At 72.4% G+C, this 14,267-nt stretch carries 16 protein-coding genes; 12 read left to right on the top strand and 4 right to left on the bottom strand.

The window, feature by feature from the left end:
• Positions 1-7 precede the first annotated feature (7 nt).
• Together GWK16_RS25755 and GWK16_RS16725 are read right to left on the bottom strand one after the other, a co-directional pair.
• Positions 8-1,189, bottom strand: a complete 1,182-nt coding sequence (locus tag GWK16_RS25755; RefSeq protein ID WP_170055131.1) for a SpoIIE family protein phosphatase — start codon at positions 1,187-1,189, stop codon at positions 8-10.
• On the bottom strand, positions 1,186-2,829 hold the full coding sequence (locus tag GWK16_RS16725; RefSeq protein ID WP_170055130.1) for a methyl-accepting chemotaxis protein: 1,644 nt from the start codon (positions 2,827-2,829) through the stop codon (positions 1,186-1,188). Before GWK16_RS16725 ends, GWK16_RS25755 begins: the two co-directional genes overlap by 4 nt.
• Before the next feature lie 189 nt (positions 2,830-3,018).
• Here GWK16_RS16725 and proC point away from each other — a divergent pair, with 189 nt between their 5' ends.
• The 3 genes from proC to GWK16_RS16710 all read left to right on the top strand — a co-directional run bounded on the left by proC (position 3,019) and on the right by GWK16_RS16710 (position 5,007).
• Positions 3,019-3,831 carry a pyrroline-5-carboxylate reductase gene (proC, locus tag GWK16_RS16720; RefSeq protein ID WP_170055129.1) on the top strand — a complete coding sequence of 271 codons (813 nt, stop codon included), beginning with the start codon at positions 3,019-3,021 and terminating at the stop codon, positions 3,829-3,831.
• Between the two features lie 25 nt (positions 3,832-3,856).
• A complete protein-coding gene (locus tag GWK16_RS16715) occupies positions 3,857-4,471 on the top strand; it encodes a TetR family transcriptional regulator (protein ID WP_170055128.1) in 615 nt (204 codons plus the stop codon).
• A gap of 92 nt (positions 4,472-4,563) precedes the next feature.
• Positions 4,564-5,007, top strand: a complete 444-nt coding sequence (locus tag GWK16_RS16710; protein ID WP_170055127.1) for a phasin family protein — start codon at positions 4,564-4,566, stop codon at positions 5,005-5,007.
• Between the two features lie 42 nt (positions 5,008-5,049).
• Here the strand turns inward: GWK16_RS16710 and GWK16_RS16705 are convergent, their stop codons facing one another.
• Positions 5,050-5,478 carry a hypothetical protein gene (locus GWK16_RS16705; protein WP_170055126.1) on the bottom strand — a complete coding sequence of 143 codons (429 nt, stop codon included), beginning with the start codon at positions 5,476-5,478 and terminating at the stop codon, positions 5,050-5,052.
• 144 nt (positions 5,479-5,622) lie between these two features.
• Between GWK16_RS16705 and GWK16_RS16700 the strand changes: the two genes are divergently transcribed.
• From GWK16_RS16700 to GWK16_RS16675, 6 genes are all read left to right on the top strand, one after another.
• On the top strand, positions 5,623-6,555 hold the full coding sequence (locus GWK16_RS16700) for a ribose-phosphate pyrophosphokinase (RefSeq protein ID WP_170055125.1): 933 nt from the start codon (positions 5,623-5,625) through the stop codon (positions 6,553-6,555).
• A complete protein-coding gene (locus GWK16_RS16695) occupies positions 6,552-7,160 on the top strand; it encodes a class I SAM-dependent methyltransferase (protein WP_170055124.1) in 609 nt (202 codons plus the stop codon). The genes GWK16_RS16700 and GWK16_RS16695 overlap by 4 nt, the downstream gene beginning before the upstream one ends.
• A gap of 152 nt (positions 7,161-7,312) precedes the next feature.
• On the top strand, positions 7,313-7,930 hold the full coding sequence (locus GWK16_RS16690) for a glutathione S-transferase family protein (RefSeq protein ID WP_170055123.1): 618 nt from the start codon (positions 7,313-7,315) through the stop codon (positions 7,928-7,930).
• The gene (locus tag GWK16_RS16685; protein ID WP_170055122.1) at positions 7,927-8,325 is read left to right on the top strand and encodes a Rid family hydrolase; all 399 of its coding nucleotides are present in this window, start codon (positions 7,927-7,929) and stop codon (positions 8,323-8,325) included. Before GWK16_RS16690 ends, GWK16_RS16685 begins: the two co-directional genes overlap by 4 nt.
• Positions 8,322-8,969: a glutathione S-transferase family protein gene (locus tag GWK16_RS16680; protein WP_170055121.1), complete on the top strand. Its 648-nt coding sequence runs from the start codon at positions 8,322-8,324 to the stop codon at positions 8,967-8,969. Before GWK16_RS16685 ends, GWK16_RS16680 begins: the two co-directional genes overlap by 4 nt.
• Complete coding sequence (locus GWK16_RS16675) at positions 8,966-9,547, top strand: histidine phosphatase family protein (protein ID WP_170055120.1); 582 nt, start codon at positions 8,966-8,968, stop codon at positions 9,545-9,547. Before GWK16_RS16680 ends, GWK16_RS16675 begins: the two co-directional genes overlap by 4 nt.
• On the opposite strand, the gene GWK16_RS16670 is transcribed toward GWK16_RS16675, so the two are convergent.
• A complete protein-coding gene (locus GWK16_RS16670; RefSeq protein ID WP_170055119.1) occupies positions 9,513-12,209 on the bottom strand; it encodes a DUF2339 domain-containing protein in 2,697 nt (898 codons plus the stop codon). The two genes, GWK16_RS16675 and GWK16_RS16670, sit on opposite strands and share 35 nt — an antisense overlap.
• Before the next feature lie 174 nt (positions 12,210-12,383).
• On the opposite strand from GWK16_RS16670, the gene GWK16_RS16665 reads away from it, so the two are divergent.
• From GWK16_RS16665 to GWK16_RS16655, 3 genes are all read left to right on the top strand, one after another.
• Positions 12,384-13,061, top strand: a complete 678-nt coding sequence (locus tag GWK16_RS16665) for a 50S ribosomal protein L25/general stress protein Ctc (RefSeq protein WP_170055118.1) — start codon at positions 12,384-12,386, stop codon at positions 13,059-13,061.
• Between the two features lie 112 nt (positions 13,062-13,173).
• Entirely contained in the window at positions 13,174-13,770 is a 597-nt protein-coding gene (gene pth / locus GWK16_RS16660; protein ID WP_170055117.1) for an aminoacyl-tRNA hydrolase, read from the top strand.
• Complete coding sequence (locus GWK16_RS16655) at positions 13,770-14,267, top strand: hypothetical protein (RefSeq protein ID WP_170055116.1); 498 nt, start codon at positions 13,770-13,772, stop codon at positions 14,265-14,267. Before pth ends, GWK16_RS16655 begins: the two co-directional genes overlap by 1 nt.

Below are 14,267 nucleotides of genomic sequence, written 5' to 3'. Positions count from 1 at the left end.
CACCCGGTCAGCGCATGCGGATCGCAAGCGCCGTGATGTCGTCCGATTGCGGCGTGCCATCGGCGAATGTGGCCGCCGCGGCGAGCACGCCATCCACCACCTTGCGCGGATCGGCCCCGAGGCCCGCCAGCGCGCGGTACAGGCCCTCGCGCTCCAACGCCTCGCCGGCCGCGTTCTCGGCTTCCGTCACGCCGTCGGAGAAGACCAGCAGCGCCTCGCCCCGCGCCAGGCGGAAGGGCTCGCTGCGATAGACCGTACCTTCCCGCGCGCCGAGCGGCGGCTGCCGCCCGAAGGGGCCGAAATCGCGCGGCGGCGCGTCGTCGCGCAGCAGGAACGGGGCGTCATGCGCCGCAATGGCGATCGCCCCTTCCCCGGTCTCGAGGTCGATGACGCCGAGCGCCGCGGTGACGAAGGTCATGTCCTCGTTGTCGCGGGCGAGGTCGTCATTGGCGATGGTCAACAGCTCGCCGGGATCGGGCGGGCAGTGCCGCTCGGCGCAGAGCCGCGCCGAGGCGCGCACGAGCCCCATGCTGCGCGCCATGGTCAGCGCCGCCGGCGCCCCCTTGCCCGAGACGTCGCCGACCGCGAACAGCACCGTCCGCTCGTTCAGCCGCACCGCGTCGTACAGGTCGCCGCCGACCTGCCGCGCCGGGATCATCGCCGCATAGACGTCGATCAGGTCGCCCGCGATGATCGCCGCGAAATCGTGCGGCACGAGCGAGACCTGCGCCGAGCGCGCGCTCTCGAGCTCCGCCTCCAGCGCCGCGAGGCGCTGCGCCGCGAGGTCGCGGAGCCGCTTCTTCTCGAGCACCGTCGACAGCCGCGCGCGCAGCAGCGTCGGGTCGAAGTTCTTGGGCAGGAAATCCTCGGCGCCGAGCTCGATGCAACGGACGATCGCCGCCATCTCGGTCAGCGCGGAGATGACGATCACCGGCGGGGCCACGGCCCCCAGCCCGCGCAGCCGGTCGAGCACGCCGATGCCGTCGAGGCCCGGCATCTCGATGTCGAGCAGCACGGCATCGAAGGCGCGCGCGGCGATGGCCTCGAGCCCCTGCTGCCCGTCCTCGGCCAGCGCGACGTCATGGTAGCCGAGCTCGGCGAGGCGGCGCGTCAGCAGCAGCCGGTTGAAGGCGCTGTCGTCGACCACGAGGATGGAGGCCGCGACGGGCGGCGCGACGGGCGCGGTCACAGGTTGCGCCCCAGCTTCGCGCCGCCGGCGACGGATTCGACGGCCACGCGCGTATCCGCGGCCTGGCGGGACAGTTCGACCATGGTGCCGGTCAATTGCTCGGCCGCCGTCGCGCTGGACTGGCCGATCAGGGTCAAGGTGTTCACGCGCTCTCCCAATTGCCGGACGGTCGCCTGCTGCTGGTCCATGGCGGTCGCGATGTCGCTCGCCAGTCGCGCGCTCTCGGCCACCAGCCCTTCGAGCCGGTCGACCGAGACGCCGACATTCTTCGCCGCCGCCCCGCCCTCGCGCGTGCGCTGGCCGGCACCGCGGACGAGGTCGGCGATCTCGGTCGCCAGCCCCTCGGTGTTCGCCGCGAGCTGGCGCACCTCCTCGGCCACCACCGCGAGGCCGCGGCCGTGCTCGCCGGCGCGCGCGGCCTCAATGGCGGCGTTGATCGCGAGGATGTTGGTCTGCGTCGCCATCTGCGCGATCGAGGCGGCGATGCGGTTCACCCGCTCGGCGTCGTCGCCCACGCCCTCGACGATCTGCACCAGGTCGCGGATGCGGTGCACGCTGTCGGCGAGCAGCGTCTTCGCGTCGCTCGCGCGCGCACTCGCATCCTGGGTGTTCTGGCCGACCAGGCGGATCTGCTCGGCGCTGTCGGCCAGCGAGGCGGCGAAGGCGCGCAGCTCGCTCAGCTGCTTCGAGGCACCGTCCGAGATGCTCCCGATGGCCTGGGACGCCTGGGTCGTCGAGCTCGCCGTCTGCCGCGCGCCGTCGAGCGCGCGGTCGGCGAGGCTGCGCGTGACGTTGAGGTTGTCGCGGAAGATCACGACGGCACGCGCCATCTGGCCGAGCTGGTCCTCGCGATCGGTCAGCGGCACATCGGTCGCGACGTCGCCGCGCGCGACCTGGGTCATGGTCCGCGCCAGCGCGCCGACCGGCCGGGTGATGGTCGTCACCAACACGTACCAGGTCAGCAGCGCCGCGAAGACGCCGAGGCCGGTGCCGAGCATGGTGACGATGCGGGCGTCGCCCGCGATCCGGCGCGCGCTCGCGACGCTCGCCTCGGCCCGCGCGCGGGAGGCGTCGCGCGCCGCATCCGCGAAGCGGTTGAAGGCGACCTGGATGTCGAGCCATTCGTCCTGCAGCGGAACGAGATCCGCGCGACGCCGTGCGGCGAACGCCTGCTGCGCGCGCTCGGACAGGCCGCCGATGCGGCGGCTCATGTCGCGCGCCCCGCCCAGGACGACGCTGTCGATCTCGCCGCCGAACAGCGCCTCGACCTCGCGGAACGCGGCGAGGAGCTGGGTGCCCTGCATGACGATGCGCGGCGGCAAGGCGTTCGGCTGGCCGGCGGTGGCCGCCATCGTGTTGAACGCCGTGCCGTAGCTGTTCACGCTGGCGGCGAAGGTGCTGACCGCCTCGTCCGCCAGGCGGACGCGCACGCCGAGTTCCTCGACGATCGCCGATTGCCGCGCGAGGTTCGTCGCGGCATTGCCGGCCAGCAGACCGACGGTGAGCAGGAAGAGGATGCTGACGATGCCGGCGCGGGTGCTGATGCGCCCCATCCATTCCGCGAAGCGCCAGCGCCGGGTGCGCGCCGCCGCCTCGCGGGTCGACCGCACGGCTTCGATCGCTTCCAGCGTCCCGTCCATCCGCTCCTGCCTCGTGGCACGCCACCCCGACCTTCCCGCACGGGGTGCGGAACGGGGGCTGCCATCCTGTCCGGTTCCGGCCTCCGGAATCGAGGAATTACTGCACGGATCCGTGAGCGTTGCGAGTCCGTGCTGATCGGGCCGTGCCCCCGCTTGCCCGGCCGGGCCCGAGGAGGCACGGTGCCGGGCATGAGCGAGACCCTTCCGGACCTCCTGCTGATCGGCTGCGGCAAGATGGGCGGCGCCATGCTGTCCGGCTGGCTGGAACGCGGCCTGTCCCGTGCCGTCGTGGTGGAACCCTACCCCGCTTCGGCCGCGGCCTTCGCCGGCCGTGCAAGCATCGTTCCCGATGCGGCATCGATCCCGGCCGACTTCCGCCCCGCGGCGGTGATCCTGGCCATCAAGCCGCAGGAAGCCCCGGCCAGCCTGCCTGCCTTCGCGCGTTTCGCGCCGGGCGGTGCGCTGTTCGTCTCGATCATGGCCGGGCGGTCGGTGGCGTCGATGCGCGCCGCGCTGGGCGAGCGCGCCGCCGTCGTCCGCGCCATGCCGAATACGCCCGCCGCCGTGCGCCAGGGCTTCACCGCCGCCTACGCCGCGCCGGGCGTGACGGACGCCCAGAAGGCGCTGGCCGATGCGTTGCTCCAGGCCGTGGGCGAGGTGGCCTGGGTGGCCGAGGAGGATCAGATCAACCCGGTCACCGCCGTGTCCGGCGGCGGGCCCGCCTATGTCTTCCTGCTGGCCGAAGTGCTGGAGAAGGCGGCCATCGAACAGGGCTTGCCGGCCGACCTGGCGCGCCGCATGGCGCGGGCGACCGTCGCGGGGTCCGGCGCGCTGCTCGCGGCCAGCCCGCAGGATGCCGCCGACCTCCGCAAGGCCGTGACGAGCCCCAAGGGCACCACGGAACGGGCTCTGAACGTTCTCATGGAACCCGATGCCTGGCCCGCGCTGATGTCGAAGGCCATCGCGGCCGCGACGGATCGCGCGCGGGAACTGGCGGGCTGAGCCCAACCCCCCATATCCTGGCTCCATGAGCGAGACGAACGACGACGCCCTCATTGGCGCGCTGTGGCGCGTGGTCGCAGCGCATGGCTGGGACGGGCTGACCATGGGTCGCCTGTCGGCCGAGTCCGGGGTGCCGCTGGCGACACTGCGGGACCGCTTCCCGACCAGGCTCGATGCCCTCGTGCTGCATGGGCGGGTCGTCGACCGGGCGGTGCTCGACGGGACCGTGCCGGGTCAGGGCGGCGCGGCGCGGGACCGGCTCTTCGACGTGCTGATGCGCCGGTTCGACGCGATGCAGCCCCACCGGGCGGGCATCCTGCGCTTCCTCGCGCATCTGCGGCGCGACCCGGGCCTGGCTGCGGTCCTCGCCCCGCGCATCGCGATGTCGATGCGCTGGATGCTCGACGCCGCGGAGATCGGCGGCGAGGGCTGCGCCCGGCGGGCCATGGCGCTCGGCGTCGTGGGCGTCTGGCTCGCCACCGTCCGCGCCTGGGCGGAAGACGAGAGCGAGGATCTCGGGCACACCATGGCGGCGCTCGACCGCGCGCTCGACCGGGCGGAGCAGATGGCGCGCACGGTGGGCATCATGGCGCGCGATGCTTCCGCCGCCGATCCGGAGGTCATGCCGGATCAGGCATGACCCAACCATGACGAATGTTCGCGGCCGCGAGTTCCTGTATCGCCGCGGCGGCGTTCTGCTCTAGGCTTTTCGGGCAACGAGGGGAGAGCAGGATGGCCGATCCGTTCGGTTTCAAGCCCGACATGGACGTCTTCAAGATGTTCGCCGACTTCAAGATGCCCAACATGCCCGCCATGCCGGACATGGAAGCGGTCGCGACGGCCCAGCGGAAGAATATCGAGGCCCTGTCGGCCGCGAACCGCGTCGCGCTCGAGGGCGCGCAGGCCGTCGCGCGCCGCCACATGGAGATCCTGCAGTCCTCGGTGGCCGAGATGACCGAGGCGATGAAGTCCCTCGCCTCGGCCGAAGCCCCGCAGGACAAGGCGGCCAAGCAGGCGGAGCTCGCCAAGTCGACCTACGAGAAGGCGGTGGCGAACCTGCAGGAGATCGCGGATCTCATCCAGCGGTCGAACAGCGAGGCGATCTCTCTGCTCAACAAGCGCTTCACCGAGGCGATGGACGAGGTGAAGGGGCTGATGGCGAAGGCCAAGAAGTAGCGGCCTCGCAACGCTTCCGGGTGCGCCGCGCGGCGCATCCACTCAGCGGTTCGGCGCGGGGCCGGTGCCTCGCGCCACCAGACGCCCCTGGGCGTCGTAGCGGCGCCAGGTGTCGCCATGGCGCTCGATGCGCCCGATCGAGCGGCCCTGGGCGTCGCGCAGCCGGGCCGTGTTCCCGTGCCAATCGGTCGAACCGGTGAGCCGGCCGGCGGCATCGTAATGACGCGTCACGGCGCCATGGGTTTCGCTGTAGCCCATCGCCCGCCCGGCCGAGTCGAAGTGCCGCGTCGTGTTGCCCGTCGTCTGGGACCGGCCGATGAGCCGCCCGCCGGCATCAAAGTGACGGACGTCCCCCGTGCCGTCGCTGCGGCCGGTCATCCGGCCCTGGGCATCGAATTCCCGGGTGGTCTGGGCGGCGACGCCGCCGGCAAGCAGGGCAATCGCGAGGGTCAGCGCGGTGACGCGGCGCATGCGTGGGGTCCTCAGAACGGGGGCAGCGTGATACGGCCCTGCGGCGACGGTATGGCGGGCAGATTTACACATCTTCGTCACGTTGCTACGAACCCGCCGCCCTCCCGACACCGCCCGCGCCACGGCGCCCGGAGCCCCCCGGCCATGAAGATCGTCGCCTGCAACAGTAACCGCCCTCTGGCCGAGGCTGTCGCCGCCGCCTGCGGCATCCCGCTGACCAACGCCTCCGTCCGCCGTTTCGCGGACATGGAGGTGTTCGTGGAGATCCACGAGAACGTCCGCGGCGAGGATGTGTTCGTGGTCCAGTCCACGAGCTACCCGGCCAATGACAACCTGCTGGAGCTGCTGATCACGCTCGATGCGCTGAAGCGCGGTTCCGCGCGGCGCATCACGGCCGTGATCCCCTATTTCGGCTATGCCCGGCAGGACCGTAAGTCCGGCCCCCGCACGCCGATCAGCGCCAAGCTGGTGGCCAACCTGATCACCACGGCCGGCGCCGACCGCGTGCTGACGATGGACCTGCATGCCGCGCAGATCCAGGGCTTCTTCGACATCCCGGTGGACAACCTCTTCGCCGCGCCGCTGTTCTCCCGCGACATCCAGGAACGCTACAACGGGCGGGAGCTGATGATCGTCTCCCCCGACGTCGGCGGCGTGGTGCGCGCCCGCGCCATCGCGGCGCGGCTCGGGGTCGATCTCGCCATCATCGACAAGCGGCGCCCGCGCGCCGGCGTGTCGGAAGTGATGAACGTGATCGGCGAGGTCGAGGGCCGCCACTGCCTGCTGGTCGACGACATCGTCGATTCCGGCGGCACGCTGTGCAACGCGGCCGAGGCCCTGCTGAAGAACGGCGCCAAGTCGGCCGGCGTCTACGTCACCCACGGCGTCTTCTCGGGTGGCGCCGTCGCGCGCATCGGTGCGGCGCCGATCGAGATGATGACGGTCACCGACTCGATCCAGGCCACCGAGGCGGTGCGCGTGTCGCGCAACATCCGCCAGCTCACCATCGCGCCGCTGCTCGCCGAGGCGATGAAGCGCATCAGCGAGGAATCCTCGGTCTCCTCGCTGTTCAATTGAACGAGGAGGAGGCCGGCCGGATCGTCGGCCTCTACCGGCGCCACGCTGCGGCCTGGGCCGCGGCGCGCGGGACCGAACCCGGCGTCGAGGCCGGATGGCTGGCGCGCTTCGCCGCGCTGCTGCCGCCCAAGGGGATGGTGCTCGATCTCGGATGCGGGCCAGGACGACCGGTCGCGGCGCATCTCGCCAGCCTCGGGCACGCCATCACGGGGGTCGATTCCTCCCCCGAGATGATCGCCATGGCGCAGGCCGCCCTGCCGGGGCACGACTGGATCGTTGCGGACATGCGCGGCCTCGCGCTCGGACGCCGTTTCGATGCCCTCCTCGCGTGGGACAGCTTCTTCCACCTCTGCCATGACGACCAACGCGCGATGTTCCGCCGTTTTGCGGACCATGCCGCGCCAGGTGCCGCGCTGATGTTCACCTCGGGGCCCAGCCATGGCATCGCGATGGGACGCCTCGGCGGCGAACCGTTGTTCCATGCCAGCCTGGATGCGGCTGAATACCGGTCGCTGCTCGCCGCGAACCGCTTTGCCGTTCAGGCCCACGTCGCGAACGACCCCGAATGCGGCGGTCATACCGTCTGGCTCGCGCGCCGCGACTGAGAAAGCCTTCGAGACGGCCGGCACGGGCGCGGACGGGCGCGCCGAACGGCCCCAGGTCGAACGAAACCCGAGCCCGCCTTGCCAAGCCCGCGCCCCCGGAGGATTGTCCGGACGCCCGCCTGAACGGCGGCGGAACGGAAGGACGATCGTCCATGAAGCTCTACTACGCCCCCGGCGCCTGCTCGGTCGGCATCCATGTCCTGCTCGAGGAAACCGGCGCGCCTTATGAGGCGGTGCTCGTGAACCTGCGCGAAGGTGCGCAGTTCAAGCCCGAGTTCACCGGCGTGAACCCCAAGTCGAAGGTGCCGACGCTCGAGCGCGACGACGGCAGCGTGCTGACGGAATACCCCGCCATCGCCTTCTGGATCGCCTCCCGCTTCCCGACCGCGGGGCTGATGCCGATCGGCATGGACGCCCAGGCGCGCGCGCTGGAATGCACCGACTACTGCGTCGCGACGATGCACATGCAGGGCTTCTCCCGCATGTTCCGCCCGTCGAACTTCGCCCCGTCGGAAGGCGATGCCGAGGCGGTGAAGGCCCGCGGCGCCGAGATCTTCTCCCGCGGCCTCGCGCTGATGGACAAGGCGCTCGAGGGCAAGGAGTGGCTGGTCGGCACCTATTCCTTCGCCGATTCCGCGCTCTTCTACGTCTCCTTCTGGTGGAACGCGCGCCTGCAGAAGGACCTGCCGGCCAACGTCGCCGCGCATTACGCGCGCATGAAGGCGCGGCCCGCGGTGCAGCGCACGCTGGCGGCCGAAGGCCTGGCGTGAGCGTCGCACCCTTCGACATCTTCCTTCCGCCCGGACCGGGGGAGAAGCGGCCCTTCAGCCGCGCCACCCGGGCCGGCGGCCTGGTCTTCGTGTCGGGGCATTCCGCCCCGCACGATCCGGCCCGCGGCATCCACCGCGGCGCCACGGCGGCCGAACAGACGCGCAACGCGCTCGCCATGGTCGAGAGCATCCTGCGCGAGGCCGGCAGCAGCCTCGACCGCGCGGTGCAGGTGACGATGCTGATCACCGACCCCGCCGACTACGACGCATGCAACGCGGAATACGTGAAGCACTTCCCGAACGGCCTGCCCGCGCGCCACACCGCGCGCTTCGGCGTGCCGACCGAGGCGAAGGTCGCCTTCGCCTGCATCGCCCTCGCCGGAGACGCATCATGACGAAGCCGATCCTCTGGACCTCGACCCGCACCAGCGGAACCATCGTCCATCAGATGGCCGCGGCGGCCGGCGTCGACCTCGACATCCGCTTCATCAGCCTGCGGAAGGGCGAGCACAAGACGCCCGACTACCTCGCCATCAACCCCAAGGGCGAGGTCGCGGCGATCCAGATCCCCGATGCGGGCGTGACGATCACCGAGATCCCCGCCATGGCGCTCTGGCTCGCGGAAGCCGCGCCGGACTCCGGCCTGCTGCCGCGCGACGCGATCGGCCGGGCCAAGGGCATGGAATGGCTCTGCTGGTGCCATTTCCGCATGGCCAACACCTTCTATGTCGCCTTCCAGGCGGATGGGCTGCTCGCCGACGATGCCGCGGCGGCCGCGAAGCTGCGCAGCGCCGCCATGGCCCGCGCGGGCGATGCGCTCGCCTTCGTCGATGCCGCGCTGGCCCGGCAGCCGAACGGCACGCTGCTCGGCACGTCGCAGGTGACGGCGCCCGACATCTTCGCGTCGGCGCTGCTGTTCCTCGCCGACTTCCTCAAGCTGCCGACCGACCGCTTCACCCATTTGAAGGCCCTGGGCGCGAAGGTCGCCGCGGTGCCGGCCATCGCCGCGGCGCTCGCCCGCGAAGAGGAGATCGGATGACCCCCGCGCTGAACCCCATCCCCTTCTGGTTCCTCCGCCACGGGGAGACCGACTGGAACGCGCAGGGCCTCAGCCAGGGGCGCACCGACATCCCGCTCAACGCCATCGGGCTGATGCAGGCCGCGCGCGCGGCCGAAGCGATGCGCGGGCGCGGCATCGCGACCATCGTCGCCTCGCCGCTCGACCGCGCCTTCCGCACCGCCGAGATCGTCGCCCAGGCCGTCGGCCTGCCGATCGCGACCGACGAGGACCTGCAGGAAGTCGCCTTCGGCGAGCAGGAAGGCCTGCCGATGGGCGACTGGTACGACGACTGGATCGAAGGCCGCTACACGCCGGCGGGCGGGGAGACCTTCGCCGGTCTCGTCGCGCGTGGCGTCGCGGCGATCAACCGCGCCACCGCCCTGCCCGGCCCGGTGCTGGTCGTCGCGCATGGCGCGCTGTTCCGCGCCCTGCGCCTCGCCCTCGGCCACGAACCCAATGTGCGCACGCCGAACGCGCTGCCGATCCTCTGCACCCCGCCCGCCGGCGGCGGTGCCTGGGACGTCAGCCCGGTGGCGCTGCCGCCGCTTCCGGCATAGGCGCCGGCGGCTTCACCATCACGAAGCGGCGGTAAATCGCGCCCAGCGCGATCAGCGCCAGGCCGAGGCCGAGGAAGGACAGGACGCGCCACAGACCGACCAGCGCGTCCATGTCCACCAGGAACACCTTGAAGGTGGTGAGCGCGATGACCGCGAGGGCGGCGAGCCGCACCTCCTTCCGCGCCGTGCGGATGCCGGTCGCGAGCAGCAGTGCGCCGAGCAGCAGCCAGGCGCCGGAATAGGCGTACATCTCCGCCTCCCCGATGCGGCCCCAGCCGATGTCGTCGGGATGGAACGCGCGCCGCACCTCGAGCGTCACCCAGGCGAAGGCGGCCGCGAGCGTGTAGAGCGCCACGACCTGCCCTGCGCTCTTGGGCTCGTGCGCCTCGGGCGCGCGCGCCAGCGCAAGTGCGCAGAGCAGCGCCGGCAGCGCATAGGCCGGCAGGAGCGCGTTGAGCACCGGCAGGCCGGGCACCGCCTCGTTCACCGTCCAGGGGTTGTAGAAGATCAGCAGGCCGCCGAGCAGAAGCCCCACCACCCCGGCAGTGCGCGCCGCCCACAGCATGGCGATGCGACCGCCGCGCCGGTGCAGCAGCAGCGCCACCCAGGCGCAGGCAAAGAGAGCGCTCGCCTGCCAGCCGGCCTCCGCGAAGCCCCAGCTGCTGCCGCCGATCTTGCCGTTGGTCAGGCCGTGGCGGATCTCGAGCAGCACGAGCAGCACCGCGAACAACGCCGCGCCGCATTCGAGCAGCCGCACCACAATGCCGTCGCGCATCCGCAGGAAGACCCGCGACGCCCAGGCGAAGCAGACCGCCGGCACGCCATAGGCGAGCAGCAGCCCGTTCACCACCGGCCAGTCGCCCCAGTCATAGCCGAGCACGAAGCGATTGGCGGCGAGGCGAACCAGCACCGTCACGGCCACCACCACCGCGACGCGGCGCAGCGCCTCGAGCCCCGTGCGCCGCGCGATCATCGCGAGCGGCGGCAGGAACAGGGCGACGGCGAGCGTGAGCCACTGGTCCCGCAGCACGAAGGCGCAGCCGAGCGCGAGCGCGGCCGTGGCCCCCGTGGCGTGTGCGCCGGCCCGCCCGGTATCCCCGGCGGCGATGCCGCGCGCCGCCGCGCCGACATGCACTGCCGCCACGCCGCAGGCGATCAGCCCCCAGACCGGATCGGCGGCGATGCCGGCGATGCGCGCGTAGGCCACGAGCAGCGTCAGCACCGGCACCGCGGCCGCGAGACCCGCCCAGGCGGTGCCATGCCGCGATTCCAGCGCCAGCCCGGCCAGCAGGTGCAGCAGCGCGAAGGCCACCGCCGCGCCGATGAACCGCCACAGCGCCTCCGGCACCCAGGCGCCGGGGATCAGCCCCTGCACCGCGCCCTCGACCGTGACGAGTTCCGTGGTCGGCGACCAGGCCGGCACGTTCCACACCAGCAGGAGCAGCAGCCCCAGGCCCGCGACCAGCCAGGGCAGCCGCGACAGCGACACGTCGCGCAGCCCCGCCGCGATGGCGACCGGCGCGAGCAGCAGCACGCCGATCGCCGGCGCCAGGCCGGATTGCCCGATCGCGACCGGCACCAGCGCGAGCCCGAGCACCATCGGCGGCACATGCGCGAGCCGGCTGCCGAGCGGCGTGCCCAGCGCTTCCCGCGGCAGCAGGAACAGGAAGGCCGCCGCCCCCAGGACGACGAACAGCGTCGGCGCCCAGAGGTCGAGCCCGGTCGCCGCGAAGGTACCGCCCAGCGCCCAGAAGGCCCCGGCGACCGTCGCGCACCAGCCGAGCCAGCCCCAGGCGGTCAGCCGCACCACCATCATCGCCGCGACGGTCACCACCAGCAGGTAGGCGAACAGGCCGGGGATGGACGGCTCGTCGGTCGCGACCAGCATCGGCGTGACGAAGGCGCCCACCAGGCCCACCACCGCGACCAGCGGCCCCCGCCGCAGCGAGAGCAGCATGCCGAGCCCGCCCGCCCCGGCCATGGCGGCGAAGCCGATCGGCGGCGGCAGGAAGGCGTACATCGCCGTCGCGGCATAGGCCGCCCCGAACAGCGCCGCGACGCCCCCCGCGGCGAGCGCCGGCGGCCCGTAATCCGGCAGCGCCGATCCGCCTTCCGGCGCCGGACGCCGCGCGAGCCATTCCCCGGCAAGGATCAGCGCCACGCCCAGCAGCGCCGCCAGCACGCAGCGCGCCTCCGGGCCGAGCCAGCCTTCCTCCACCGCGAAGCGGATCAGGAAGACGCCGGCCAGCAGCAGCGCGCCGGCCCCGAGCCAGACGCCCCAGCGCTGGGTGAGCAGTTCCTCGATGTTCCGCTGCGGCCGCGGGCCGGAGGGGCGCGCCCAGGGCGGCAGCGGGGCGGCCGGCTCCGGGGCGACCTCCGGCTGTTCGGGGGCTGGCGGCGGCTCCGGTGCGGCCTCGGCGACCGGTTGCGGCGGGGCGGCGGGGGCCATCTCGGGCGTGGGCGCGGTCGCGACCCCCGGCGGGCGGAATCCGGCAGCCATCAGGGCGGCGCCCATGCCGACGATCTCGCCGCGGAGGATCCCGACCTCCCGCCGCAGCGCCTCGGCCTCCCGCCGCGCGGCCCCCGCCCGCGCAAAGCCGGCGACGCCGAGGATCCACCCGCCCAGGAACGCCAGGACGAGGAGCAGCAGGAAACCTTCCATGCGGCCAACGCTCGGCCGCGGCCCCGCGCCGCGTCAAGCCGTTCCGCGCTTGCGCCCCCGCCCCCCTTCCCCTAGAAGCCCCCTGCGCCGGCACCCCTGGAGGCCGGCGCTTGTCGTTGCGGCATGCCAATCGCGGCCCGCAGCGGCGACCAAACCAATGCAAGGAGCACGACCATGGTCCAGACCATCCGGATCGAGGCCGAAGCGCGCGAGCAGGCAGGTAAGGGGGCAGCCCGCGCAACCCGGCGTCAGGGGCTCGTCCCCGCTGTCATCTACGGCGCGAAGAAGGAAGCGACCCTCGCGGCGCTCGACCCGCGCGACGTGATGAAGGAACTGCACAAGGGCGGCTGGCAGTCGCACCTGTACGAAGTCGCCGTGAAGGGTGGCTCGACCGAGCGCTGCCTGATGCGCGACGTGCAGTTCCACCCGGTCACCGACCGCCCGATCCATGTCGACTTCCAGCGCCTGGCGCCGGGTTCGCGCATCCGCGTGAAGGTCGCCGTGCACTTCCTGAACGAAGAGACCTGCCCGGGCATCAAGGCCGGCGGCGTGCTGAACGTCGTCCGCCGCGAGGTCGAGGTGATGGCCGACCCGGAAAACGTGCCGGAGGCCTTCGAGGTCGACCTGGGCGAGGCCGCGATCGGCGCCGGCCTGCGCTGGTCCGCCGTGAAGGACCAGTTCGGCGCGAAGCCGGTCATCGTCGGCCGCGACTTCATGATCGCCTCCATCGCCGCCCCCACGGTGGTCGATGACGGCGCCCCGGCCGCGGCCGCGGCCCCGGTCGAGGCGACCAAGCAGAAGGCGCCCGCCGCCGCTGCCGCCGCCCCGGCGAAGGCCGCGAAGAAGAAGTGAAGGGCGGGGGAGGGTGAACCTCCCCCGCACCCCCTCCCTTCCTTGTCCCTTTGGTTCCAAGGAAGGTTGAGGGGGGTTCGGGGGGAGAAGTTCTCTTCTCCCCCCGGTCATGATGCCCGCGCGCGACGACACCCCCCTGCTCTGGGTCGGCCTCGGCAATCCGGGCGGCGAGCACGCGCGCCAGCGCCACAATATCGGCTTCATGGCGCTCGACGAGATCGCCCGCCGCCACCGCTTCTCCCCCTGGCGCAAGCGCTTCAAGGGCGAGGTCAGCGAGGGCGTGATCGCCGGCCGGAAGGTCTGGGCGCTGAAGCCCATGACCTACATGAACGCGAGCGGCGATTCCGTGCAGCAGGCGGCGTCCTTCCTGAAGCTGCCGGTCGACGCCATCACCGCCTTCCATGACGAGCTCGACCTCGCCCCCGGCAAGGTCCGCGTGAAGAAGGGCGGCGGCGTCGCCGGCCACAACGGGCTGCGCGACATGCGCCGGGCCTTCGCCAATGCCGAGTTCTGGCGCGTGCGCCTCGGCATCGGCCATCCCGGCCACAAGGATGCGGTGACGGGCCACGTGCTGGGCAATTTCGCCAAGCAGGACCAGGCCTGGCTCGCGCGGCTGCTCGATGCCGTTGCCGAGTGTGCTCCGATGCTCGCCGAAGGCCGCCCCGAGGATTTCATGACGCGCGTCGCGCTGCTGACCCAGGAGGCGTGATGGAAGACGACGATCACCCGATGGACGGCGGCTTCGGCGGACCCGGCCCGCAGGATTTCGTCAACGGCACCGCCGTCCTCGCCTCCGCCCTGACGCGCGAGGCCGAAAGCCTGGCCCGCGCGGCGGCCGGGCTGCGCGACACGCTCGACCTCTTCGTCATCGACGGCTTCTCGCCCGAGGCCGAGGACCGGCGCGTGATGCGCGAAGGCACACGCGAGGCCGCGGCGCTGGCGGGGGCCCTGCTGCTCACGGCGCGGCACCTCCTGCGCTTCACCGGCGACCCCGTGCGCGCGGCGCATGAGACGGTCGGGCGGCTGCCGCGCGGCTCGCTGTCGGTGGGCGAGATCGTGGGACATTTGCGGGCGGCGGCGCTGTCGCCCGTGACGGATGACGGCGCGGCGCGCATCGCCGCCGCGACGATCGCTGAGACATTCGCCGAGGAGTTCGGCGCCGCGTGGCACAAGGCGGCGCCGCAAGCCGGCGGCCAAGGGGACTGA

It is taken from the genome of Neoroseomonas marina, assembly GCF_012927745.1.
GTDB classification, from domain to species: Bacteria; Pseudomonadota; Alphaproteobacteria; order Acetobacterales; family Acetobacteraceae; genus Neoroseomonas; species Neoroseomonas marina.
Note: the sequence above shows the minus strand (reverse complement) of the source record. Positions and strands in the feature narration are given on the sequence as shown.